At 72.2% G+C, this 22,745-nt stretch carries 23 protein-coding genes; 7 read left to right on the plus strand and 16 right to left on the minus strand.

What is annotated here, in order from left to right; all coding sequences use genetic code 11:
• The first annotated feature begins 128 nt into the window (after positions 1 to 128).
• Positions 129 to 851 (plus strand): 3'-5' exonuclease, encoded by a 723-nt coding sequence (locus QC283_RS28195; RefSeq protein ID WP_279564517.1) that lies wholly within the window; start codon positions 129 to 131, stop codon positions 849 to 851.
• Positions 852 to 966: 115 nt separating this feature from the next.
• On the opposite strand, the gene QC283_RS28200 is transcribed toward QC283_RS28195, so the two are convergent.
• On the minus strand, positions 967 to 1,830 hold the full coding sequence (locus tag QC283_RS28200; RefSeq protein WP_279564518.1) for a phosphotransferase enzyme family protein: 864 nt from the start codon (positions 1,828 to 1,830) through the stop codon (positions 967 to 969).
• Positions 1,831 to 1,991: 161 nt separating this feature from the next.
• Here QC283_RS28200 and QC283_RS28205 point away from each other — a divergent pair, with 161 nt between their 5' ends.
• From QC283_RS28205 to QC283_RS28230, 6 genes are all read left to right on the plus strand, one after another.
• Positions 1,992 to 2,957 carry a carbohydrate ABC transporter permease gene (locus QC283_RS28205; RefSeq protein ID WP_279564519.1) on the plus strand — a complete coding sequence of 322 codons (966 nt, stop codon included), beginning with the start codon at positions 1,992 to 1,994 and terminating at the stop codon, positions 2,955 to 2,957.
• Positions 2,954 to 3,787: a carbohydrate ABC transporter permease gene (locus tag QC283_RS28210; RefSeq protein WP_279564520.1), complete on the plus strand. Its 834-nt coding sequence runs from the start codon at positions 2,954 to 2,956 to the stop codon at positions 3,785 to 3,787. Before QC283_RS28205 ends, QC283_RS28210 begins: the two co-directional genes overlap by 4 nt.
• Positions 3,787 to 5,076, plus strand: coding sequence for an ABC transporter substrate-binding protein (locus QC283_RS28215; RefSeq protein WP_279564521.1), 1,290 nt, complete (start codon positions 3,787 to 3,789; stop codon positions 5,074 to 5,076). Before QC283_RS28210 ends, QC283_RS28215 begins: the two co-directional genes overlap by 1 nt.
• 335 nt (positions 5,077 to 5,411) lie before the next feature.
• Entirely contained in the window at positions 5,412 to 6,191 is a 780-nt protein-coding gene (gene erm(O), locus QC283_RS28220; protein ID WP_279564522.1) for a 23S rRNA (adenine(2058)-N(6))-methyltransferase Erm(O), read from the plus strand.
• On the plus strand, positions 6,188 to 7,453 hold the full coding sequence (locus QC283_RS28225) for a glycosyltransferase (protein ID WP_383528264.1): 1,266 nt from the start codon (positions 6,188 to 6,190) through the stop codon (positions 7,451 to 7,453). The genes erm(O) and QC283_RS28225 overlap by 4 nt, the downstream gene beginning before the upstream one ends.
• A 282-nt stretch (positions 7,454 to 7,735) precedes the next feature.
• Positions 7,736 to 8,284 carry a DUF1697 domain-containing protein gene (locus QC283_RS28230; protein WP_279564524.1) on the plus strand — a complete coding sequence of 183 codons (549 nt, stop codon included), beginning with the start codon at positions 7,736 to 7,738 and terminating at the stop codon, positions 8,282 to 8,284.
• Here the strand turns inward: QC283_RS28230 and QC283_RS28235 are convergent.
• The 15 genes from QC283_RS28235 to QC283_RS28300 form a co-directional block, all read right to left on the minus strand.
• Entirely contained in the window at positions 8,256 to 9,152 is an 897-nt protein-coding gene (locus QC283_RS28235) for a transglutaminase-like domain-containing protein (protein WP_279564525.1), read from the minus strand. The two genes, QC283_RS28230 and QC283_RS28235, sit on opposite strands and share 29 nt — an antisense overlap.
• 113 nt (positions 9,153 to 9,265) lie before the next feature.
• Positions 9,266 to 10,003 (minus strand): sirohydrochlorin chelatase, encoded by a 738-nt coding sequence (locus QC283_RS28240; RefSeq protein ID WP_279564526.1) that lies wholly within the window; start codon positions 10,001 to 10,003, stop codon positions 9,266 to 9,268.
• 8 nt (positions 10,004 to 10,011) lie between these two features.
• Entirely contained in the window at positions 10,012 to 10,950 is a 939-nt protein-coding gene (locus QC283_RS28245; RefSeq protein WP_279564527.1) for an ABC transporter permease, read from the minus strand.
• Positions 10,937 to 11,731, minus strand: coding sequence for an ABC transporter ATP-binding protein (locus tag QC283_RS28250; protein WP_279564529.1), 795 nt, complete (start codon positions 11,729 to 11,731; stop codon positions 10,937 to 10,939). Before QC283_RS28250 ends, QC283_RS28245 begins: the two co-directional genes overlap by 14 nt.
• Positions 11,732 to 11,767: 36 nt before the next feature.
• On the minus strand, positions 11,768 to 12,871 hold the full coding sequence (locus QC283_RS28255; protein WP_279564530.1) for an aliphatic sulfonate ABC transporter substrate-binding protein: 1,104 nt from the start codon (positions 12,869 to 12,871) through the stop codon (positions 11,768 to 11,770).
• 238 nt (positions 12,872 to 13,109) lie between these two features.
• Positions 13,110 to 14,462 (minus strand): sulfate adenylyltransferase subunit 1, encoded by a 1,353-nt coding sequence (locus QC283_RS28260; RefSeq protein ID WP_279564531.1) that lies wholly within the window; start codon positions 14,460 to 14,462, stop codon positions 13,110 to 13,112.
• Between the two features lie 2 nt (positions 14,463 to 14,464).
• Positions 14,465 to 15,403: a sulfate adenylyltransferase subunit CysD gene (gene cysD, locus QC283_RS28265; RefSeq protein ID WP_279564532.1), complete on the minus strand. Its 939-nt coding sequence runs from the start codon at positions 15,401 to 15,403 to the stop codon at positions 14,465 to 14,467.
• On the minus strand, positions 15,400 to 15,978 hold the full coding sequence (gene cysC / locus QC283_RS28270) for an adenylyl-sulfate kinase (RefSeq protein WP_279564533.1): 579 nt from the start codon (positions 15,976 to 15,978) through the stop codon (positions 15,400 to 15,402). The genes cysD and cysC overlap by 4 nt, the downstream gene beginning before the upstream one ends.
• A gap of 1 nt (position 15,979) precedes the next feature.
• Complete coding sequence (locus QC283_RS28275; protein ID WP_279564534.1) at positions 15,980 to 16,690, minus strand: phosphoadenylyl-sulfate reductase; 711 nt, start codon at positions 16,688 to 16,690, stop codon at positions 15,980 to 15,982.
• Positions 16,687 to 16,866, minus strand: coding sequence for a hypothetical protein (locus QC283_RS28280; protein ID WP_003972819.1), 180 nt, complete (start codon positions 16,864 to 16,866; stop codon positions 16,687 to 16,689). Before QC283_RS28280 ends, QC283_RS28275 begins: the two co-directional genes overlap by 4 nt.
• Entirely contained in the window at positions 16,863 to 18,560 is a 1,698-nt protein-coding gene (sirA, locus tag QC283_RS28285; protein ID WP_279564535.1) for a sulfite reductase SirA, read from the minus strand. The genes QC283_RS28280 and sirA overlap by 4 nt, the downstream gene beginning before the upstream one ends.
• A gap of 138 nt (positions 18,561 to 18,698) precedes the next feature.
• Entirely contained in the window at positions 18,699 to 18,782 is an 84-nt protein-coding gene (locus QC283_RS39655) for a putative leader peptide (protein WP_351391960.1), read from the minus strand.
• Between the two features lie 137 nt (positions 18,783 to 18,919).
• Positions 18,920 to 19,492: a GNAT family N-acetyltransferase gene (locus tag QC283_RS28290; protein ID WP_279564536.1), complete on the minus strand. Its 573-nt coding sequence runs from the start codon at positions 19,490 to 19,492 to the stop codon at positions 18,920 to 18,922.
• A gap of 106 nt (positions 19,493 to 19,598) precedes the next feature.
• Positions 19,599 to 20,906: a hypothetical protein gene (locus QC283_RS28295; protein WP_279564537.1), complete on the minus strand. Its 1,308-nt coding sequence runs from the start codon at positions 20,904 to 20,906 to the stop codon at positions 19,599 to 19,601.
• Positions 20,907 to 21,206: 300 nt separating this feature from the next.
• The gene (locus tag QC283_RS28300) at positions 21,207 to 22,499 is read right to left on the minus strand and encodes a helix-turn-helix domain-containing protein (RefSeq protein WP_279564538.1); all 1,293 of its coding nucleotides are present in this window, start codon (positions 22,497 to 22,499) and stop codon (positions 21,207 to 21,209) included.
• Between the last annotated feature and the right edge of the window lie 246 nt (positions 22,500 to 22,745).

Here is a 22,745-nt window from a genome sequence, read left to right on the forward strand (position 1 = left end):
GGGCGGTGCGCCGGCCGGGATACGGGGCCGGGTGCGGGCGTAAGCGGAATGCGATCCTCTGATTGTCAGTGGCCCATGGGAAGGTGGAAACCACTGGGGGAACGCACCACCAAGAAGGGGGACCGCCCATGGGCTGGCACCGGGAGCTGTTGATCGGCTTCGACCTGGAGACGACGGGCACCGACCCGTGCGAGGCGCGCATCGTCACGGGAGCCGTGATCGAGGTCGTGGGCGGGGAGCCGCGAGGACGCCGGGAGTGGCTGGCCGACCCCGGGGTGGAGATCCCGGCGGACGCGGTGGCGGTGCACGGCATCACCAACGAGCGGGCGGCCGGCGAGGGGCGGCCCGCCGACCAGGTCGCGGACGCCATCGCCGGTGTGCTCGCGGCCTACTGGAAGACGGGCGTCCCGGTCGTCGCCTACAACGCGGCCTTCGACCTCACCCTCCTCTCCGCCGAACTGCGGCGCTACGGACTGCCGTCCCTGCGCGACCGCCTCGGAGGCCTGGACCCGGCGCCGGTCATCGACCCGTACACCATCGACCGTTCGGTCGACCGCTATCGCCGCGGCAAGCGCAATCTGGAAGCCGTCTGCCGGGAGTACGGCGTCCCGCTCGACGCCGCCCACGACGCCACGGCCGACGCCCTCGCCGCGGCCCGGCTGGCCTGCGCGATAGCCGGCCGCCACCCCAAGGTCGCGTCCCTCGGCCCGGCGGATCTGCACCACCGCCAGATCGAGTGGTACGCCGAGTGGGCGGCGGACTTCCAGAGCTTCCTGCGCCGCAAGGGCGACGCCACGGTCGTCATCGACGGGAGATGGCCGGTGCGCGAACCGGCCGACGAGCGGGTCTGACCGGTACCGGAGGGTCTGGCCGGGGTGGTTCCCGGTCCGGAAGGCGGTGGTCCGGGAGGTCCGGCCGGGGCACGCCCCGTTCCGGAAGCCCCCCGCACCGGAAGGCGACGCGCGGTCAGAACGGATACCACCGCACCGTCGGGTCCCCGTCCCGCAGCGACGCCACCCGGCGTTCGAACTCGGCCAGGGCCTTCGGGTTGCTCGGCGCGTGCTGGGCCACCCAGGCACAGCTGGCCGTCTCCCGGGCGCCGCGCAGCACCGCGCAGCCGTCCCACTCCCGCACGTCCCAGCCGTAGGTCGCGGTGAAGGCGTCGTGCGCCTCGGCGGGCAGCCCGTAGCGGTCCCGGCTGAGCGCCATCACCACCAGGTCGTGCTCGCGCAGGTCGGCGGAGAAGGTTTCCAGGTCGACCAGGACCGGTCCGTCGGGTCCGACGTGCACGTTGCGCGGCAGCGCGTCGCCGTGGATCGGGCCCGGCGGCAGATGGGGGACGAGCGCGGCGGCGGCCGTCGCGAAGCCGTCGCGCCGCTCGCGCAGATACGCGGCGTCCGCGGGGTCGATCACGTCGCCCGCGAGCCGCAGCCAGCGTTCCACACCGCCCAGCAGTTCGCGGGGCGGCAGCTCGAAGGAGGGGGAGGGCAGCGCGTGGACCAGCCGGAGCAGCGCGGCCACGTCCCGCGGCTCGGCGGGCCGCACCGGGTCGGGCAGCCGCCGCCACACGGTCACCGGGTGCCCGTCGACGAACAGCGCCGTCGGGTCGGCCGCCCGCACCGCCGGCACCCCGGCCTCCTCCAGCCACACCGCGACGGCCAGTTCCCGGCGCGCCCGGCCGAGGAGCTCGGCGTCGCGGCCCACCTTGACGGCCAGGCCACCGGCGGCGAACACCGCGTTCTCGCCGAGGGCGAGCAGCCGCGCCTCCCGTGCCCCGCCGGGCAGCACCCCCGCCGCGGCCAGCACCTCCCGCGCCCGTGCCTCGTCCATCGTTGTGTGCCTCCGTGTCCGTCATGTCCGGCGGATTCCCGCCAACCGTCGGCCAGTGTCGCATTCGCACAGGTGGGAGGGTGTGCGCGGTGTCTTGACGGGGCACCGCGCCTTCACGACCATGGCCAGGCCCGCCCGAGCCGTGCAAAGGGGCTGATTGCGTGACATCGGTGACCGAGCCGAGGAAACCGGCGCGTCGCGCGCCCGGCCGGGACCGGCAGCGGCGCGGCCCCGACCACGGCGCGTGGTTCCTGGTGCTGCCCGCGCTGATCCCCATTCTGGTCCTCAGCGTCGGGCCGCTGCTCTACGGCATCCTGCTGGCGTTCACCGACGCCCAGTCGGGCCGGACGCAGCCCACCCAGTGGGTCGGCACGCTGAACTTCCAGGACCTGATGCGGGACACGCTGTTCTGGGAGTCGTTCCGCATCGGGCTGCTGTGGGCCGTCGGGGTGACGGTGCCGCAGTTCCTGCTGGCGCTCGGCCTCGCCCTGCTGCTCAACCAGAACCTGCGGATGCGCTGGATGGCCCGTGCCCTGGCGATCATCCCCTGGGCGATGCCCGAGGTCGTCGTCGGCATCATGTGGCGGCTGGTCTACAACCCGGACGCGGGCATCCTCAACGAGACCCTGCGCGACCTCGGCCTCGGCGACGGCCGGGACTGGCTCAGCGGCCTCGCCACCGCGCTGCCCGCGGTCATCGTCGTCGGCGTCTGGGCGGGCATGCCCCAGACCACGGTCGCCCTGCTCGCCGGGCTCCAGAACACCCCGCGCGAGCTGCACGAGGCCGCCGCCGTCGACGGCGCCGGAGCCTGGCGCCGTTTCCGCACGGTCACCTGGCCCGCCCTGAGACCGGTCGCGCTCGCCATCACCGCGCTCAACCTGATCTGGAACTTCAACTCCTTCGCCCTGGTCTATGTGCTGACCAGCGGCGGACCGGGCGGCAGGACCCGCCTGCCCATGCTCTTCGCCTACGAAGAAGCCTTCCGCTACGGGCAGTTCGGCTATGCGGCGGCGATGGGCTGTGTCATGGTCGCCGTCATCTCGGTCCTGCTGGCGGTCTTCCTCGCCGGCCGGCTGGGGGGCGGACTCAAGACCGGGGCCGGACCCAAGGGAGGTGACGAGGCATGAGGACCTCGACCGGGGCCCGCGTGGGCCAGTACGCCGCGCTGCTCGCGTATCTCGTCTTCCTGGCCTTCCCGTTCTTCTGGCTCGTCTCCACCGCGTTCAAACCGCCGCAGGAGCTGGCGAGCCTCCATCCCACCTGGATCCCGGAGAACCCCACCCTCGACAACTTCCGGCAGGCCTTCGACGAACAGCCGCTGCTGCGGGCCGCCCTCAACTCCCTGCTCGCCGCGCTCGGCGCCGCCGTGGTCGCCGTGGTGATCGCGACGCCGATGGCGTACGTCATGGCCCGGCGCCGCGGCCGGCTCACCAAGGCGGCCACCGGGTGGGTCGTGGTCAGCCAGGCCTTCCCCTTCGTCCTGCTGATCATCCCGCTCTTCCTGGTCCTGAAGAACCTCCGGATGATCAACTCCGTCCCTGGACTGGTCATGGTGTACGTCGTGTGGTCGCTGCCGTTCGCGCTCTGGATGCTCGCCGGGTACGTCCGGGCGGTGCCGGCCGAGCTGGAGGAGGCGGCCGCGGTCGACGGGGCCGGGCGGCTGCGGACACTGGTGTCGGTGACCGCGCCGCTGCTCGCGCCGGGGATCGTGGCGACCGCCCTGTTCGCCTTCATCACCGCGTGGAACGAGTTCTTCTTCGCGCTGGTGCTGCTGAAGACACCGGAGAAACAGACCCTGCCGGTGATCCTCACCCATTTCATCGGCGCCGAGGGCGTCGCGGACCTCGGCCCGCTCGCGGCGGCCGCCTTCCTCGCGACGCTGCCCTCGCTGGTGGTCTTCGCCCTCATCCAGCGGCGGATCACGGGCGGCATGCTCGCCGGGGCGGTGAAGAGCTGATGCGGACCCGTACGAGGATCACCGTCCTGCTCGTCTCCCTCGCCCTGCTGCTCGCCGGCTGCTCGGGCGGCGGCGACGGGGCGGACGACGGCCGGATCACCCTGCGCTTCCAGTCCCTGGCCTGGCAGGAGGAGTCCGTGGCGGCCAACAAGGAACTGGTGCGGGAGTGGAACTCCACCCACCCGGACGTGCGCGTCGAGTATGTCCAGGGCAGCTGGGACAGCGTCCACGACCAGCTCCTCACCTCCTTCGAGGGCGGCGAGGCGCCCGACATCATCCACGACGCCTCCGACGACCTCGCCGACTTCGCCTACGGCGGCTACCTCGCCGATCTGACCGGCCTGCTGCCCGAGCGGCTCGAGTCGGACATCCCCCGGCGCAGTTGGGAGACGGTCACCTTCGGCGACGGCGTCTACGGCGTTCCGTTCCTCCAGGAACCCCGGGTACTGATCGCCAACGCCGACCTGCTGCGGAAGTCGGGCGTCCGGATTCCCACGCCCGAACATCCCTGGACCTGGCCGGAGTTCCGGCAGGTGACGAAGCGGCTGAGCGGCGAGGGGAGATACGGAGTGGCCTGGCCGCTCAAGGAGCCCGTGTCCGCGACGCTCAACCTGTCCCTGTCCACCGGCGGGAAGCTGTTCCACCGAGGAGCGGACGGGAAGGTCACCGTCCGGTTCGAGGAGGGCGACCAGGTGGTGCCCCGCACCATCCACGACCAGGTCAACACGGATCACAGCGCCTCCTCCACGACCCTCGGCAGCGGCGGCTCCGACACCCTGCCCGGCTTCTTCGCCGGCAAGTACGCGATGGTGCCGCTCGGCTTCTCCTACCGCCAGCAGATCCAGCAGCAGGCACCCGAGGGCTTCGACTGGCAGGTGCTGCCCGCCCCGGCCGGCGCCGAAGGACTCACCCAGGGCGTCAGCCCGCAGACCCTGTCGATCGCCGAGGACAGCCCGCACAAGAAGCAGGCCGCCGCGTTCATCGACTTCCTCCTCCAGCCGGACAACATGGTGCGCCTCGCGCTCGGCGACTGGATGCTGCCCACCGGTACCGAGGCGCTGAAGGACCCGGCCCTGCACACGGCCGAGCACGGCTGGGCCACGGGCACCGCCCTCGCCGGGCAGCTGCGTACCGCGCCCGCGCAGTCCGTGAGGGGCTATCCCGAGTGGAAGGACAAGGTGGCCACCCCCGCGCTCCAGGAGTACTACAGCGGAGCGATCGACCTGGAGGAGCTGCACAGCCGCCTGGAAGAGGACGGAAACCTCGTCCTCGCCCGCTACCAGCGCTGACGGAGAAGAGCCCGGCGGCGAACGCCAGGAGGGGCGCCGGCAGGCGGAGCCCCGCGGGGGAAAACCCGTTGCCCGCCCGCGGCGCCGGCGCCTACCGTCGGCTCCGTGGCAGCTTTCAACGCGATCTTCATCTCCGGTCTCGGCCGGGGCTGCACGCACTCCACCCGGATGCGTCGTGGCCCCGGAGCCCTGACCGGCCCGGGGTCCCCCCGCCGCTGACACACGTGACACACGCGCGGCGGGGCTGAGTCTCCGCATCTCCTTCTGCCCTCGTCTTCCGGTCAGGGCCTTCGGCTGCCCTTTTCCCCTTTCACGGAAGACAAGGACCGCAGGCCATGGCCCGCCCCACACAGCGTGCCCGCACGCTCTCGCAGAACTTCCTCACCGACCGCGCCACCGCCGACCGCGTCGCCCGCCTCGCCGCCCCCGACGGCCGTCGCCCGCCCCTCCTGCTCGAAGTGGGCGCCGGTCAGGGCGCCCTGACCGAGCCGCTCGCCCGCCGCAGCCGGGAACTGCACGCCTACGAGATCGACCCCCGACTCGTCCCCGGGCTCCGCTCCCGCTTCTCGGGCATCCCCCACGTCCGCGTCGTCGCCGGTGACTTCCTCGCCGCGCGGCCCCCGCGAACGCCGTTCTCCGTGGCCGGGAACGTGCCCTTCTCGCGCACGGCCGACATCGTCGACTGGTGCCTCACCGCACCCGGCCTCACCGACGCCACGCTCCTCACCCAGCTGGAGTACGCCCGCAAGCGCACCGGCGACTACGGCCGCTGGACCCTGCTGACGGTCCGGACCTGGCCCCGCCACGAGTGGCGGCTGGCCGGGCGGGTGAGCCGGTACGGCTTCCGGCCGGCGCCCCGCGTCGACGCCGGAATCCTGCGCGTCGAACGCCGCCGCACCCCGCTGCTCTCCGGTGTCGCCCACCGGAGCTGGCAGGACCTGGTCGAGCTGGGCTTCTCGGGAGTCGGCGGTTCGCTGCACGCGTCCCTGCGGCGCGCCCACCCCAGGCGCCGGGTCGACGCGGCGTTCCGGGCCGCGCGCCTGGACACCGGCGTGCTCGTCGGAGAGGTCGCGCCGGCACGTTGGCTGCGGCTGCACGAGGAGCTGGCGGGATGAGGAGCGACCTGCGGGAGAAGAAGTTGTACGAGACGTCTCGTCTCGAATACATTCTCCGCATGACCAGTCCCGCTCACATCGCCATGTTCTCCATCGCCGCGCACGGGCACGTGAACCCCAGCCTGGAGGTGATCCGCGAGCTCGTCGCGCGAGGGCACCGGGTGACGTACGCGATCCCGCCGCTCTTCGCGGAGAAGGTCGCCGAGACGGGCGCCGAACCCAAACTGTGGAACAGCACGCTCCCCGGCCCCGACGCCGACCCGGAGGCCTGGGGGACCACGCTGCTGGACAACGTCGAGCCGTTCTTCGACGACGCCGTGCAGGCGCTCCCGCAGCTCATCGAGGCGTACCGGGGCGACGAGCCGGATCTCGTCCTGCACGACATCACCTCCTACCCGGCCCGCGTCCTCGGCCACCGCTGGAACGTGCCGGTGGTCTCCCTCTCGCCGAACCTGGTCGCCTGGGAGGGCTACGAGAAGGAGGTCGGCGAGCCGATGTGGGAGGAGCCGCTGAAGACCGAACGCGGCCAGGCCTACTACGCCCGCTTCCACGCCTGGCTGGAGGAGAACGGGATCACGATGCACCCCGACCCGTTCGTCGGCCGCCCCGCCCGCTCCCTGGTACTGATCCCCAAGGCGCTCCAGCCGAACGCCGACCGGGTCGACGAGACGACGTACACCTTCGTCGGCGCCTGCCAGGGCGACCGCTCGGCCGAAGGGGAGTGGCAGCGTCCCGACGGCGCCGAGAAGGTCGTCCTGGTCTCCCTCGGGTCGTCCTTCACCAAGCAACCGGCCTTCTACCGGGAGTGCGTCAAGGCCTTCGGTGAGCTGCCCGGCTGGCACGTGGTGCTCCAGGTCGGCAAGCACGTCGACGCCGCCGAGCTGGGCGACGTACCGGGCAACGTGGAAGTACGGTCCTGGGTGCCGCAGTTGGCGATCCTCAAGCAGGCCGACCTGTTCGTCACCCACGCGGGCGCGGGCGGCAGCCAGGAAGGGCTGGCCACCGCCACGCCGATGATCGCCGTGCCGCAGGCCGTGGACCAGTTCGGCAACGCGGACATGCTCCAGGGCCTCGGTGTCGCCCGCCACCTCCCGACCGAGGAGGCCACCGCCGAGGCGCTGCGCACCGCCGCCCTCGCCCTGGTCGACGACCCGGAGGTGACCCGGCGTCTGGCGGGACTCCAGGCCCAGATGGCCCAGGAGGGCGGCACCCGACGGGCCGCCGACCTGATCGAGGCGGAACTGGCGGCGGCGCGGGCCTGACCACGCCAAAGGAGAGAACGCCGAGGCGGAAGACGCCGAAGAGCCCGTCGGTTGCCGGGAGGACCCCCGGAAACCGACGGGCTCTTCGGCGCTCAGCGGGACGGGCGGTCGCTCCCGGCCCGCGCGGTCCTTCCGCAAAGTTGTTGAATAAGTCACAGGAGTGCGTAGTGGTTGAACCGCGCACACCGCATCGGCGAGAGTGGCGCGCACGTCCGCCCGGCGCGCGGACGCGGCCGTCGTGCCCACCCCCACGGGGCACGACGGCCGCTCTATGGTGTGCGCATGACGACGACGTACGCGGCGCTGCTGCGCGGGATCAACGTGGGCGGCGCGAAGAAGCTTCCGATGGCCGAACTGCGCGCGCTCCTGACGGACCTCGGCCATGACGCCGTACGCACCCATCTCCAGAGCGGGCAGGCCGTGTTCGCGTCCGGCCACGGGGACGAGGACTCCCTGGCCGCCGAGTTGACGCGCGCGATCGAGAAGCGGTTCGGCTTCGCGGTGGACGTGATCGTGCGCGACCACGCGTATCTCGAGGCGGTCGCCGAGGCGTGCCCGTTCCCGGCCGCCGACCTGGAGGCCAAGCAGTTGCACGTCACCTACTTCTCCGCGCCGGTCGCCGCCGAGCGCTTCGAGACGGTCGACCGGCCGGCCTTCCTCCCCGAGGAGTTCCGCCTCGGCGACCGGGCCCTGTACCTGTACGCGCCGAACGGCCTCGGCCGCTCGAAGCTCGCCGAGGCCCTGGCGCGACCCCGCGTGAACAAGGGCCTGATCGCCACCACCCGCAACTGGAACACCGTCGTCAAGCTCGTGGAGCTGACCGGGGCCTGAGCGGACCCCGGCCGGTGGGAGGCAGACGGACTTTCCGCGTCCCCCGGTGGATCGTGTACGAGGAGATCACCGCCGGCACGGTCAGCCGAGGGTCCTCCCACAGCGGGCGCCACTCCGCCTCCGAGCGCGCCGCGGCGACCGCGTCCGCCGCCGCGAGGTCGTCCGCGCCGAGCGGCACCCGGCCGAGGAACTCGGGGCCCCAGCCGTCCCAGGGCAGCAGTTCCACGCCGCCCAGCGCCGCCAGGTCGCGGACGACGTTCCCGCGGACGAACCACAGCCCCCGGAGCCCCTCGGCGAAACCGAGCCCGAAGGTCCGCGGGTCCGCACGCCCCTCCCGGCAGGCCCGCCAGGCGTCCCCCGCCACCAGGAAGCGGTCCCGGGGCACGTCCATGGGGTCGAACGGCACGTCGTAGCCGCCGTCGCGGAGCTGCGCGTCGGCCTGCCGCCACCGCCCGTCCGGCAGGCGGTACTCGGTGACCCAGTGGTCCTCGTGGAAGCCGTCGACGAAGTACGTCGCGAACCCGCACCGCGGGCGGGCAGGCGTCCCGGTGGCCCGCAGCAAGGAACACAGCAGCAGCGAGAAGTCCCGGCAGGTGCCGACGAACCGCTCCTTCGGCGCCCTCGGCCGGGTGAGCGGTCCGTCCCCGCGCTCCCGCAGGATGCGCAGCATCTCGGTGACGTACCGCGACTCGGCGTCCTCGTGCAGGCGACGCTCGGGCACGGCGTAACCGAAGCGCGGGCCCTCGCCCCGGTGGATGACGAGATTCCTGACGACCGCGGCCAGAGCGGCCGGGTCACGCGGCAGTCCGCTCGTGTCCAGGTCGCCCGGATCGCTGTACGGCGTCTGTGCCAGATAGTCCGTGTCCATGCCGGAACCGTCGGCCCTGCCCCTGGGACAAGGTCAAGCAGAGGGCGGCGGGACGGCGCGGACGACCGGGACGGCGCGGCGGAACGCGACGGGAGAGGGCGGGCTGCCGAGGCTCAGGCCCCGACCGCCGCCAGCACCGGCATCCGCGCCTCGTCGTACCGGTCCAGCACCACCCGCGCCACCTCCGGCGAGGGACCGAGCACGTCCGCCAGTACGTCGGCCTCGGCAGCGCCCCGCGCGATGCGGTCCGGCAGGAAACCGGGGGCCAGGACGTACGGCGCCACGGCGACGCGTGCGCAGCCCAGTTCCCGCAGCTCGCGCACCGCGTCCTCGGTGCGCGGAAGGGATGCGGAGGCGAACGCGGGCCGCACGGCGCACCAACCGGTGTGCCGCCACTCCCGCGCGATTTCTGCGATCACCGCGATCGCCTCCGGGTCGGTGGACCCCGCCGAGGCCAGTACGACCCCGGTCGAGGACTTGTCGGCGGGCGTCAGACCCGCCTCGTACAGGCGCCGCTCCAGCGCGGAGCGCAGCAGCGGGGAGGGGCCGAGCACCTCGGCCTGCCGGATCCGCAGCCGCGGGGGCGCGTCCGCGAGGACCGCCGGGATGTCCGCCTTGGCGTGGAAGGCGCGGGTCAGCAGCAGCGGCAGCGCCACGACGTCCCGTACGCCCTCCGTCTCCAGGGATTCCAGTACCCCCCGCACCGAGGGGACGTTGAAGTCCAGGAAGCCGGTCTCCACCCGTACCTCCGGGCGCAGCGACCTGACCCGGCGCACCAGGGCGTGCACGGTGGCGGCGTGCCGCGGGTCGCGGCTGCCGTGGGCGATGACCAGGAGAACCGGCGCGGACATGATGGCTGTCAGCTCCTCACCAGCAGACCGCGGCTGCGCAGCACCCACCGCTCCAGCGGGCTGAAGATCAGCAGGTCGATCGCGATACCGACGAACAGGATCAGCAGGATGGCCTCGAACACCATCGCCATGTCGCTGGCGTTGCGGCCGTTCTCCAGCAGCTGACCGAGGCCCACCCCGAGGTCGGGGAAGGAGGCGATGATCTCGGCGGCCATCAGCGAGCGCCAGGAGAAGGCCCAGCCCTGCTTCAGACCCGCCACATAGCCGGGCAGCGCGGCCGGCAGCACGATGTGCCACGTGCCCTTCAGCCCCGTCGCGCCCAGCGTGCGGCCCGCGCGCAGGAAGATCGGGGACACCTGGTCGACGCCCGACACCAGGCCGTTGGCGATGGACGGCACCGCGCCGAGCAGGATGACGGCGTACATCATCGAGTTGTTCAGGCCCAGCCAGATCACCGCCGGCGGCACCCAGGCCACCGACGGCAGCGACTGGAGGCCGGAGAGGATCGGGCCGATCGCCGCGCGTACGAACTTCACCCGCGCCACCAGCAGTCCCAGCGGGGTACCGATCAGCAGGGCGAAGCAGAAGCCGAGCAGGCCGCGCGAGACGCTGGTCCAGATGTAGCCGAGCAGCTCGCCCTGGAGCCAGGCCTGGTGGACCACGTCCCACACGTCGGACGGGGCGGGCAGCTTGGTCGGGTCGTCGACGATCTCGAAGGAGACGAGCCCCTGCCACACCGCGATCACCAGGACCACGGCGACGGTGGGCGGCAGGATCTTCTCCACGAAGGTCTGCCGGAAGGGTGTGCGGCCCCGCTGCACCGTCTCCAGCGCGTCCAGGCCCGCCTCCAGACCGGCGAGATCGCCGCCGTCACCGGAGCCTTCGCTCCCGGGGCCGCCGTCCTTGGCGCCGCCCCCCGGGGAGTGCTTCGTGTCAGTGCTGGCCATGGCGGCGGATCTCCCCACGCAGTTCTTCGGTGATCTCGACGGAGAGCTCCGCCACGGCGGTGTCCTCGATGCGGCGCGGATGCGGGATGCCGACCGTCCACTCGCGGGCCACCCGCCCGGGACGGGAGGACAGCAGCACCACCCGCTCGGCGAGCCGCACGGCCTCGCGGACGTTGTGCGTGACGAACAGGACGGAGAGCCGCGTCTCGCGCCAGATCCGCGTCAGTTCGTCGTGCAGCACGTCCCGTGTGATGGCGTCCAGCGCCGCGAACGGCTCGTCCATCAGCAGCAGCCTGCTCTCCTGGGCGAGCGCCCGGGCCATCGCGACCCGCTGGCGCATACCGCCCGACAGCTCGTGCACCCGCTTGCCGTACGCGCCCTTCAGCCGGACGAGTTCGAGCAGTTCCTCCGCCTTGTCGCGGCGCTCGGACTTGGCCACGCCCCGCAGTTTCAGGGCGAGTTCGATGTTCTTGCCCGCGGTCAGCCACGGGAACAGCGCGTGCTCCTGGAACATCAGGGCCGGCCGCCCGTCCGTGGTGATCGCGCCGGCGCTCGGCTTGTCCAGGCCCGCCACCAGGTTCAGCAGCGTGGACTTGCCGCAGCCGGAGGCCCCCAGGAGGGTGACGAACTCGCCGGGCGCGACATCGAGGGTGATGTCGTCCAGCACGAGCTGCTGCCCGGCGGGGCCCGGAAACGACTTGGAGACGTGCTCGATCCGGGCGGCGTGCGTGTCCGCCGCGGTGCCCTCGTCGGCCTTGGCGAGGGTCGTGGTCGTGGCCATGGTCGTCACCTCCTGGGGAATGGTCGGGATCCGGGCCTACTGGACGCCGAGACCGGCGTCGTCGACCGCGGGTTCGCCCTTGGCCTCGAGGACCTTGTTGAGCAGCGTGAGGTCGTAGATGCCCTCGAGGTCGGGCTGCTCCAGCAGGCCCGCCGTGACGGCGTGCTCCGCCTGGGCGTCGAGGGTGGCGGCCAGCGGGTCGTCGGTCAGCCGGATCGACTTCCACGCCGGGTCCAGGACGTCGGCCGGCAGCGCCTTGCCGGTGTCCTTCTCCAACTGCTTGTTGGCCGCGGCCTTGGCGTCGTCGGGGTTGGCCCCGATCCACTCGTTGGTGTCCACGGAGGCCTTCAGCACCGCCTCGACGGCCTTCGGGTGCTCCTCGAGGAACTCCTGCCGCACGATGATGTTCGTGATCACGAACTCCTCGTCCGGCCACAGCGTCGACTCGTCCAGCAGCACCTCGCCGCCCTGGGCGACCAGCCGGGACGCGGTGGGCTCCGGCACCCACGCGCCGTCGACGGACCCGGACTTGAAGGCGTTCGGTGTCACCTTGTTGTCACTGCGGACGACCGTCACGTCGCCCTTGCCGCTCTGCGCGTCGACCTTCCAGCCCTGCTCGGCGATCCAGTTGAGGAACGCGACGTCCTGGGTGTTGCCCAGTTGCGGGGTGGCGATGCGCTTGCCCTTGACGTCCTTCAACGACTTGATCTTGTCCGGGTTCACCACCAGCTTCACCCCGCCGGAGGCCGAACCGCCGATGATGCGCAGGTTCTTGCCGTCCGACTTGGCGTAGCCGTTGATCGCCGGGGACGGGCCGATCCAGCCGATGTCGATCGAGCCGGAGTTCAGCGCCTCGATCTCGGACGGGCCCGCGTTGAAGACCGCGTATTTCGCCTCGGTGGCGCCCAGCTCCTTCTGGAAGAAGCCCTTCTGGTTGCCGACCAGGGGAGTCGCGTGGGTGACGTTGCCGAAGTAGCCGATCCGGACGGAGTCGAGACCGTCGATCTTCTCGGCGCCCGCCGCGACCTTCGCGGTGTCGTCGTCCTTGGCCTGCGAGCCGTACCCGCAGCCGGCGAGGGCCAGCAGCGGGAGGGCGGCAAGGACCGCGAGGGCGCGGCGCGGGGCGGTGGTGGCAGGCACGGGAGGTGTTCCTCTCGTTGGCCCGGCGGTCACGCCTGTCGGTTCGTCCGAGGTTCAGGTCGTGGCCGGGAGGTCGGCAGGTCTTCGGCTGTGCGGGTGGGGGGCGTGGGCGCGCGTGCGGTGCGCGTACGTCAGCGCGCACATCGCGCCACTCCGCCCTGCCCGCTGCCGAGGACGCCGCTGCCTACGCGGCCGCCCTCCTTCGCGAACGTGGAGTAGAAGTCGGGGGAGCACATGCTCAGAAGTCCCACCCGTCGTCCGCCTCGTCCTTGACCGGCTCCGGCGTGGCGAAGGACTCACCGGCCATGCCGGCGGTGAGCGTGGTGCCGTCGCTCGGGTCGATCAGGATGAACGAACCGGTGCGGCGCGAGTCGGCGTAGGAGTCGGCGGGCAGCGGCTCCGCCGTACGGATCTTCACCCGGCCGATGTCGTTGGCGGCGAGCTGCCCGGGGTGCGGGTGCAGCGACAGGTCGTCCAGGGTGAGCCGGGCCGGGATGTCCTTGACGATCGCCTTGACCGTGCGGGTGCCGTGCTTGAGCAGGACCCGGTGGCCGACGGTGAGCGGCGTGTCGGCGACGTGGCAGACGGTGGCCTCGACGTCCTGGGTGGTGGCCGGCGCGTCCTTGCTGGGCACGATCAGGTCGCCGCGCGAGACGTCGATGTCGTCCTGGAGCAGCAGCGTCACCGACTGCGGCGTCCAGGCGACGTCGACCGGTTCGCCCAGCAGGTCGATGCCGGACACCGTCGAGGTACGGCCCGAGGGCAGGACGGTGACCTCGTCGCCGACGCGGAAGGTGCCGGCGGCGATCTGGCCCGCGTAGCCGCGGTAGTCGGGGTGCTCGGCGGACTGCGGCCGGATCACGTACTGCACGGGCAGCCGGGCGTGGCAGTGCGCCAGGTCGTGGCTGACCGGGACGGTCTCCAGGTGCTCCAGCACGGTCGGGCCGCCGTACCAGTCCATCGTCGCGGACGGCTCCACCACGTTGTCACCGGCGAGTGCCGAGATGGGGATCGCGGTGACCTCCGGGACGCCCAGCTCGGTCGCGTACGCCGTGAACTCCTCGGCGATGGCGGCGAACACGGGCTCCTCGTAGTCGACCAGGTCCATCTTGTTGACGGCGAGGACGACGTGCGGGACCCGCAGCAGGGCGGCGATCGCGGCGTGCCGGCGGGTCTGCTCGACCACGCCGTTGCGGGCGTCGACCAGGATCACCGTCAGCTCGGCCGTGGAGGCGCCGGTGACCATGTTCCGGGTGTACTGCACGTGCCCGGGGGTGTCGGCCAGGATGAACCGGCGGCGCGGGGTGGCGAAGTAGCGGTAGGCCACGTCGATGGTGATGCCCTGCTCGCGCTCGGCCCGCAGGCCGTCGGTGAGCAGCGCGAGGTCCGGGGCCTCCTGGCCGCGGCTCGCGGAGGCCCGCTCAACGGCCTCCAGCTGGTCGACGAGGACCGACTTGGAGTCGTGCAGCAGACGGCCGACCAGGGTGGACTTGCCGTCGTCGACGGACCCGGCGGTGGCGAACCGCAGCAGGGTGGTCTCCGAGAGCTGCCAGGCCGCCGGCGGCTCGGTGGGTTCGATGGTGCTGGTCATCTTTAGAAGTACCCCTCGCGCTTGCGGTCTTCCATCGCGGCCTCGGACATCTTGTCGTCGGCGCGGGTGGCGCCGCGCTCGGTGAGCCGGGAGACGGCGATCTCGGCGATCACCTTCTCGATGCTGTCGGCGTCCGAGTCGACGGCTCCGGTGCAGGACATGTCGCCGACGGTGCGGTAGCGCACCCGCCGCTTGACCACCGTCTCGTCGTCCTTCGGCCCGCCCCACTCGCCGGCCGTCAGCCACATCCCGCCGCGCCCGAAGACCTCGCGCTCGTGGGCGTAGTAGATCGCCGGCAGTTCGATGCCCTCGCGGGCGATGTACTGCCACACGTCGAGCTCGGTCCAGTTGGACAGCGGGAAGACCCGGACGTGCTCGCCGGGGGCGTGCCGGCCGTTGTACAGGTTCCACAGCTCGGGGCGCTGGCGGCGCGGGTCCCACTGGGAGAACTCGTCCCGCAGCGAGAACACCCGCTCCTTCGCCCGCGCCTTCTCCTCGTCGCGGCGCCCGCCGCCGAAGACGGCGTCGAACTTCTCCGCCTGGATCTTCTCGGTCAGCGGCAGCGTCTGCAGCGGGTTGCGCGTCCCGTCGGGCCGCTCGCGCAGCACCCCCCGGTCGATGTAGTCCTGCACGGAGGCGACGTGCAGCCGCAGCCCGTGCTTCTCCACCGTACGGTCGCGGTAGTCGAGGACCTCGGGGAAGTTGTGCCCGGTGTCCACGTGCAGCAGGGAGAACGGCACCGCGGCGGGGGCGAACGCCTTCAGCGCCAGGTGCAGCATGAGGATGGAGTCCTTGCCGCCGGAGAAGAGGATCACCGGCCGTTCGAACTCGCCCGCCACCTCGCGGAAGATGTGCACCGCCTCGGACTCGAGGGCGTCGAGGTGGGAGAGGGCGTACGGGCCGGCCGAACCCTTCTCCACTGTGGCCACGGTCGTCGTCATGCCAGTCCCCTTTCGGTGAGCAGGGCGTGGACCGCCGCGGCGGACTCCTGGACGGTCTGGTCCTGCGACTCGATGCGCAGGTCGGGCTTGACGGGCTCCTCGTACGGGTCGTCGACGCCGGTGAGCCCCGTCAGCTCACCCGCGGCCTGCTTGGCGTACAGGCCCTTCACGTCGCGCACCGAACACACCTCGACCGGGGTGGCCACGTGCACCTCCACGTAGGCCGTGCCGTTCGCCTCGTGGCGCCCCCGGACCGCGTCCCGGCTGTCCGCGTACGGCGCGATCACCGGGACCAGCGCCGTGACGCCGTTGCGGGCGAGCAGTTCGGCGACGAAACCGATGCGCTGCACGTTGGTGTGCCGGTCCGCACGGTCGAAGCCGAGGCCCGCCGAGAGGAACTCGCGGATCTCGTCGCCGTCCAGGACCTCGACGCGGTGGCCCTGCTCGCGGAGCCGGCCGGCCAGTTCGTGGGCGATGGTGGTCTTGCCGGCGCTCGGCAGACCCGTGAGCCAGACGGTGGCTCCGGTCGTCACGTGGTTCTCCCTGGTTCTCGAAGGTCCGGTGGTCGTCGTCATGTCAGCCGTGCAGTCCGCACTCGGTCTTGGAGCGGCCCGCCCAGCGTCCGGCGCGGGAGTCCTCGCCCTCCAGCACACGGCGGGTGCAGGGCGCGCAGCCCACGGAGGCATAGCCGTCCATCAGCAGCGGGTTGGTGAGGACCCCGTGCTCGGCGACGTACGCTTGCACATCTTCCTGTGACCACCGTGCGATGGGGGAGACCTTCACCTTCCCCCGCTTCTCGTCCCAGCCGACCACCGGAGTGTTCGCCCGGGTCTCGGACTCGTCGCGGCGCAGACCGGTCGCCCAGGCCTGGTAGCCCTTCAGGCCTTCCTCCAGCGGACGCACCTTCCGCAGCGCGCAGCACAGGTCGGGGTCGCGGTCGTGCAGCTTCGGGCCGTACTCGGCGTCCTGCTCGGCGACCGTCTGGCGCGGGGTGAGCGTGATGACGTTGACGTCCATCACGGCCTCCACCGCGTCCCGGGTGCCGATGGTCTCCGGGAAGTGGTAGCCGGTGTCGAGGAACACCACGTCCACGCCGGGCAGTGCGCGGGAGGCGAGGTGGGCGACGACCGCGTCCTCCATCGAGGAGGTCACGCAGAAGCGGCTGCCGAACGTCTCGGCGGCCCACCGGAGGATCTCCAGGGCGGAGGCGTCCTCCAGCTCACGGCCCGCCCGCTCGGCGAGCGCCTTGAGATCCCCGGTCGTACGTTCTTCCTGAACCGCCGTCATATCGGTTCCCCTCCCGTGGAGTTGGGCTGAAGACCTCGGGCGAGCAGTCCGAGGAACTTCAACTGGAATGCGCGGTTGCACGCCCCGCATTCCCAGGCGCCATGGCCCTGCTCACCCGGACGCAGGTCCTCGTCGCCGCAGTAGGGGCAGTAGAAGGGCGCGGCGCGCTCGCTCACGACAGGGCCTCCTCGGAGGCGCGGGCCGCCCAGGTGGCGAAGCGCTCGCCGTCCTCGCGCTCGGCCTGGTAGCGCGTCAGAACGCGCTCCACGTAGTCCGGCAGCTCCTCCGCCGTGACCTTCAGGCCGCGCACCTTGCGGCCGAAGCCCGGTTCCAGGCCGAGCGCGCCGCCCAGGTGCACCTGATAGCCCTCGACCTGCTCGCCCCGGTCGTTCAGGACCAGCTGGCCCTTGAGACCGATGTCCGCGGTCTGGATGCGGGCGCAGGCGTTCGGGCAGCCGTTGAGGTTGATGGTGAGGGGCTCGTCGAACTCCGGGAGGCGGCGCTCCAGCTCGTCGATCAGCGAGGCGCCGCGCGCCTTGGTCTCGACGATGGCGAGCTTGCAGAACTCGATGCCGGTGCAGGCCATGGTGCCGCGCCGGAAGGTGGAGGGCCGGGCGGTGAGGTCCAGCGCCTCCAGGGACTCCACCAGGGAGTCGACCTGCCCCTCCTCGACATCGAGGACGATCATCTTCTGCTCGACCGTGGTGCGCACCCGGCCCGAGCCGTGCGCCTCCGCCAGGTCGGCGACCTTCGTCAGGATCGTGCCGTCGACGCGGCCGACGCGCGGGGCGAAGCCGACGTAGTAGCGGCCGTCCCGCTGCCGGTGCACGCCGATGTGGTCGCGCCAGCGGCTGGTCGGGTCGGCGGGCGCCGGTCCGTCGGTCAGCTTCCGCTTCAGGTACTCGTCCTCCAGCACCTGGCGGAACTTCTCCGGGCCCCAGTCGGCGACCAGGAACTTCAGGCGGGCGCGGTTGCGCAGCCGCCGGTAGCCGTAGTCGCGGAAGATGGAGATGACGCCCTCGTAGACGTCGGGCACGTCATCGATGGGCACCCAGGCGCCGAGGCGCACGCCCAGCTTGGGGTTGGTGGACAGGCCGCCGCCGACCCACAGGTCGAAGCCCGGCCCGTGCTCGGGGTGTTCGACGCCGACGAACGCCACGTCGTTGATCTCGTGCACCACGTCCAGCACCGGCGACCCGGAGATCGCGGTCTTGAACTTCCGGGGGAGGTTCGAGTACGCCGGGTTGTTCAGGACCCGGCGCTTCATCTCCTCCAGGGCCGGCGTGCCGTCGATGATCTCGTCCTCGGCGATGCCCGCGACCGGGGAGCCGATCATCACGCGGGGTGTGTCGCCGCAGGCGGTGACCGTGGACAGGCCGACGGCCTCCAGACGCTCCCAGATCTCGGGCACGTCCTCGATGCGGATCCAGTGGTACTGGACGTTCTGCCGGTCGGTGATGTCGGCCGTGCCGCGCGCGAACTCCTGCGAGATCTCGCCGATGACGCGCAGCTGCGCGGTGGTCAGCGCGCCGCCGTCGATGCGGACCCGCAGCATGAAGTAGCTGTCGTCCAGCTCCTCCGGCTCCAGGACGGCCGTCTTTCCGCCGTCGATGCCCTGCTTGCGCTGGGTGTACAGCCCCCACCAGCGCATCCGTCCACGCAGGTCACTGGGGTCGATCGAGTCGAAACCCCGCTTGGAGTAGATCGTCTCAATACGTGTCCGCACATTGAGACCGTCGTCGTCCTTCTTGACTTGCTCGTTGCCGTTGAGCGGGGTGAAGTGACCGACCGCCCACTGACCCTCGCCGCGGTGACGGCTCACCTTGCGGCGGGGGGTCGCGGCAGCAGGATTCGGCGGCGTGGCGGCCATGGATGACACGTCCTTCAAGGCAGACGGAAAGCGGCTCTGACCTGCACGCATGGCGCATGGCACGCGTGTGGCATCCCTGCGCTTCATTGCGCGGGAATCAGGCGAATGGGGGAAATCCGATAGTGCTGGAGGGAGCTCTCAGCGGACCGGACAGATGGCGCTGGACATGCGGCCGAGGTCGACGTGCCGCCGACTCACCAAGGCAATTCCAGTTCCAGGCATGGCGGAAGCCTGGCACGGCGATCTGGACACAGTCCAGCTTCGTCCAGAAAGTGGACACCCCTGTCTCGTGAACCGAGACAGGGGTGTCGTGGGTCACAGGACGGCCCCCGGGGAGGGGCCGGTGGCCGGTCGGTCGGTCAGGCGGGGAACGCTCCGGGCCAGGGCCCCGGCGTGGCCACCTCCGCCTCCTCCTCGACCTTGGTGTCGAACAGGCGGAAGCCGCGGCGCCGGTAGTTGTCCATCGCGTACGCGCCGTCCTTGCTGCACGTGTGCAGCCACACCCGCTTGGTCGTGGCCAGGCCGGGCCACCGGTCCGCCAGGTCCCAGGCGCGGGCGGCGCCGTACGAGAGCAGGTGGCCGCCGATGCGCCGGCCCCGGAAGGCCGGGATCAGGCCGAAGTACTCGATCTCCACGACCCCGTCGTCCCCGGACGTCAGCTCCACGTACCCGGCGGGGGTGCCGTGGTCGTAGGCGACCCAGGTCTCCACGCCGGGCCGCTCCAGGTGTTCCCGCCAGCGCGCGTGGCTCCAGCCGAGCCGGTCCGTCCAGCGGATGTCGCCACCGACCGAGGCGTACAGGAAGCGGCTGAACTCGGGGGAGGGCACCTCGGAGCGGACGATCCGGACGTCCCCCTCCGGTGCGGCGGCCGGCAGCAGATCGGTCGGCGCCGTCTGCTCCAGGGACCAGGTGGTCACGGCGATGTGGGTCATGACGGTCAGGGAATCATCCGGTCCGCGGATCTGTCGATCCCCGCCCACGCGGGGGCCCGCGCGGCCCGGGGACCTCGACGCACCCCGCGCGGGGGGCCGGTGGCCGTCAGTCGAGCGCGTCCTCGATCGAGGTCAGCGGCAGCGCGAACAGCATGCGGCCCGACTGCGACCAGACCTCACCGGTCTGCGCCCAGTAGGACAGGGAGCCCGCCTGCCCGCTCCAGCACCGCTGGGAGCGGTCCGCCCCGCACTCCGTGGCCCGGGCGCCCTCCGTGTCCTGGCGCCACAGGGTCCCGCGCCCGTCGTGTCCGCCGGCCGCGCGTCCCAGATACCAGTCGGCCCGTTCCGCGCCGGCCGGACGATGCGACAGCACGCCCCCGACCTCCGCCGCCCCCGTCTCGTAGGCCTCCACCGCGTCGACGTGCCCGGCGGAGTCGGCGGCCGGCAGTCCGGTGCGGTCCGGGTCGGTGCCGAACGCGTAGCGCCACAGCCGGGTGGGGCGGTCGCCGTCCGCGGGTACGCGCTCGCTCGCCACCAGGCTGTCGGGGGCCGTGCCGCGGTCCAGGGAGATCGCGGCCGGGCGTGCGGCGTCCTGGGCGCCGGAGAGCCGGTACGAGGCGACGGCGGGCAGCACGTACGGGTGGCCGTCCGCCGCCCAGCCTCCGGGCACCCGCCCGACGGCGTCCGCGTCGGTGGTGGCGCGCTGGATCCGCTCCACGTCGTACACGTACAGGGCGTCGCGGCCCCCGGCGCCGGTGGTGACCAGCAGTTTGTCCTGGTACCAGACCATGCCGGAGACCGGGGAGGCGAGCCCTCGGTAGTTGTGGCCGCCGTCGACCGGGACGGCGAGGAGTGCCGAGGTGTAGTCGAGGTGGTCGGGGTCGTCGGCGTCGACGAAGGAGACCCGGGCGAGACCGCCCCCGGGCGTGCCGTCGTCGCGGGACCAGGCGGAGAGGATGACGCGGTGGGCGCCCCAGCGGCCGTCCTCGTCGGCGTCCCCGGAGGTGGTGACCGCGCCGGGACGCCAGCCCTCGGTGTCTTCGTCCTCCCAGCAGTAGGCGCGGGTGGCCGCGGGGGAGACCGGCAGCGCCTCCCGGTCCCCGGTCGCGCAGTCGGCGGCGTCGCGCAGGGTGTGGTCGGCGGAGTCGAGGACGGTGTCGACGCCCACCGGTTCGCCCATCGCGGCGGAGAGCCGGTCGAGCCAGGGCGACGGCACGCGGTGCTCCGTCAGCCGCAGCGCGTCGGTCTCGGTGACGGAGGTGAGGGGTTCGAGGGAGCCGGGGTCGTCGGCGACCGTGGCCTGCGAGGCGCTGATCAGCGTGGCGGCACCCGTCAGTGCGAGGGCCGCCCCGGTCAGAGCGGCGCGCAGCGCCCTGCCCTGCCTGCGTCGGCGGTGTCTGCCGCGCTGCTTCATACAACCTCCACGGGCACCGGACCAACTGGGCTCGACGGTGGCCACGTTGACCGAGGAGCGGATGGGGCGGTCCGTAGAGGATGCTACGACAGACGGACGGGTTCGCGGACGCGGACGGTGCAAATATGCGAAAACGAACCGTTTTTGCGGCCATCCGGCGGCCATGCGGTGGCCATGCGGTGGCCAATCGGCGGCCATCCGGCGGTGCGGCGCGCGGTGCCACCCGGGCGGCTCGGATTGTGCGGGTGCGGGTGCGGGTGCGGGTGCGGGTGCGGGTGCGGGCGTTGCGGCTGGTCGCTGTCAGGGTGCCGGCAGCGCCCCCGCCCGGCGCTCCGCCACGGCCGGTGCCGTCGAGTGGGGGAGCAGGCCGCGCGGGTCGTCGGGGAGGACGACCTCGACCTCCGCGTCTTCGCAGAAACGATACGGCCGGTGTTCCAGGTAGGCCCCGAGGTACCTCCGTACCCGCGACATCTCCGCCCGTACCGTCACCGTGCGGGCCGGGTCGCCGAACACGTCCTCGGCCAGCTCCGCCGCGCTGCGGCCGGCGCGGTGGACGGCCAGCAGGTACAGCAACTCGGCGTGGCGGGGACTCAGTTCCCGGGCCCAGTCCTCCGCGCCGCCCAGCACCCGGACCGACCAGCGGCGCGGCTGCCCGAGGTCCAGCACGATCCGTGCGGCGCCCCGCGGCACCGGCCCCCCGGCGGCCCGTACCAACCAGCCCTCGCCCAGCGGCTCCACGGTGCACGCCCCGAAGCCCGGCAGCCACCTCGTCCCCGCCACCGGGGACTTGGGCAGCACCACCCGGTCCAGGTACGGCATTCCGGTCACCGCCGCCGTCCAGCCCTCCCGGTCCGCCACCAGGGCCCGCCCGTCGAGCCGTGCCAGTACCGGCGCGGCCACCGCCCGCAGCCGCTCCAGCGACCGCACGTGCAGTTCACGCAGCCGGGCCTCGGCGAGCCTGGCCACCGAGTCGACCCAGGCGAGCGTCGCCGGGTGCATCGTCTCCAGCGGCCCGCTCACGTCGACCACGCCGAGCAGACGGCCGCTGCGCGGGTCGGTGATGGGTGCTCCGGCGCAGGTCCAGGTCGCCTGCGACCGGACGAAGTGCTCGGAGGCGAAGACCTGTACGGGCCGCCGGGTGACCGCCGGCGTGCCGATGCCGTTGGTGCCGACCACCTCTTCCCGCCAGTCCGCCCCGAGTTCAAAACCGAGCACGTCGGCCTTGCGCAGCACCCGCGCGCTGCCCTCCCGCCACAGCACCCGGCCCTCGTCGTCGGCGACCACCATGATGTGGTGCGCGACGTCCGCGACCGACAGCAGACCCTCCCGCAGCACGGGCAGCACATGGCGCAGCGCCGAGGCCTCCCGGCGCCGCCGTACCTCCTCGGGGGCCAGCAGCCCGGAGCGGAAGTCGTGCTCGGGATCGACACCGCTGCGCAGCACCCGGTCCCAGGACTGCTCGATCACCGGCCGCGGCGCGAGGGGTGCCCGTCCGCCCGATAGTTTCGCGGACCGGACCTCGCTGAGCATCCGCGCCGCACGCGCCGCGTCGACAGCGGCGAACTGAGTCACGTCCATCGGCGAGAGCGCCACTGGTCCCGTCCTCCCGGAAGCCGGATGCTCGGTTATGTTCGAATGCTCGGATGTTCAGGCACCCGGATGTTCGTCCGGTACTGACCGCTTGCCCGTGACACGCGGCCACAGTCCGCACACGACCGGGGACAAGTTGCAACCCCCTGCAACCCTGGTGGACGGCCTGACCGGTGCCCAGACTTGAACCACGTCGCCCCGAGCGGCGTACGCGGCCTGAACAGGCCTGTGTGGTGGGGGTGGTGCCGT

It is taken from the genome of Streptomyces sp. DH41 (assembly GCF_029813785.1).
Classification (GTDB): Bacteria; Actinomycetota; Actinomycetes; order Streptomycetales; family Streptomycetaceae; genus Streptomyces.

Coding starts and splice junctions, on each gene's coding strand:
- QC283_RS28195 (WP_279564517.1), top strand. CDS start 129: ATGGGCTGGCACCGGGAGCTGTTGATCGGCTTCGACCTGGAGACGACG.
- QC283_RS28200 (WP_279564518.1), bottom strand. CDS start 1,830: ATGGACGAGGCACGGGCGCGGGAGGTGCTGGCCGCGGCGGGGGTGCTG.
- QC283_RS28210 (WP_279564520.1), top strand. CDS start 2,954: ATGAGGACCTCGACCGGGGCCCGCGTGGGCCAGTACGCCGCGCTGCTC.
- QC283_RS28215 (WP_279564521.1), top strand. CDS start 3,787: ATGCGGACCCGTACGAGGATCACCGTCCTGCTCGTCTCCCTCGCCCTG.
- QC283_RS28225 (WP_383528264.1), top strand. CDS start 6,188: ATGAGGAGCGACCTGCGGGAGAAGAAGTTGTACGAGACGTCTCGTCTC.
- QC283_RS28230 (WP_279564524.1), top strand. CDS start 7,736: ATGACGACGACGTACGCGGCGCTGCTGCGCGGGATCAACGTGGGCGGC.
- QC283_RS28235 (WP_279564525.1), bottom strand. CDS start 9,152: ATGGACACGGACTATCTGGCACAGACGCCGTACAGCGATCCGGGCGAC.
- QC283_RS28240 (WP_279564526.1), bottom strand. CDS start 10,003: ATGTCCGCGCCGGTTCTCCTGGTCATCGCCCACGGCAGCCGCGACCCG.
- QC283_RS28245 (WP_279564527.1), bottom strand. CDS start 10,950: ATGGCCAGCACTGACACGAAGCACTCCCCGGGGGGCGGCGCCAAGGAC.
- QC283_RS28250 (WP_279564529.1), bottom strand. CDS start 11,731: ATGGCCACGACCACGACCCTCGCCAAGGCCGACGAGGGCACCGCGGCG.
- QC283_RS28260 (WP_279564531.1), bottom strand. CDS start 14,462: ATGACCAGCACCATCGAACCCACCGAGCCGCCGGCGGCCTGGCAGCTC.
- cysD (WP_279564532.1), bottom strand. CDS start 15,403: ATGACGACGACCGTGGCCACAGTGGAGAAGGGTTCGGCCGGCCCGTAC.
- cysC (WP_279564533.1), bottom strand. CDS start 15,978: ATGACGACGACCACCGGACCTTCGAGAACCAGGGAGAACCACGTGACG.
- QC283_RS28275 (WP_279564534.1), bottom strand. CDS start 16,690: ATGACGGCGGTTCAGGAAGAACGTACGACCGGGGATCTCAAGGCGCTC.
- sirA (WP_279564535.1), bottom strand. CDS start 18,560: ATGGCCGCCACGCCGCCGAATCCTGCTGCCGCGACCCCCCGCCGCAAG.
- QC283_RS39655 (WP_351391960.1), bottom strand. CDS start 18,782: ATGCCTGGAACTGGAATTGCCTTGGTGAGTCGGCGGCACGTCGACCTC.
- QC283_RS28290 (WP_279564536.1), bottom strand. CDS start 19,492: ATGACCCACATCGCCGTGACCACCTGGTCCCTGGAGCAGACGGCGCCG.
- QC283_RS28295 (WP_279564537.1), bottom strand. CDS start 20,906: ATGAAGCAGCGCGGCAGACACCGCCGACGCAGGCAGGGCAGGGCGCTG.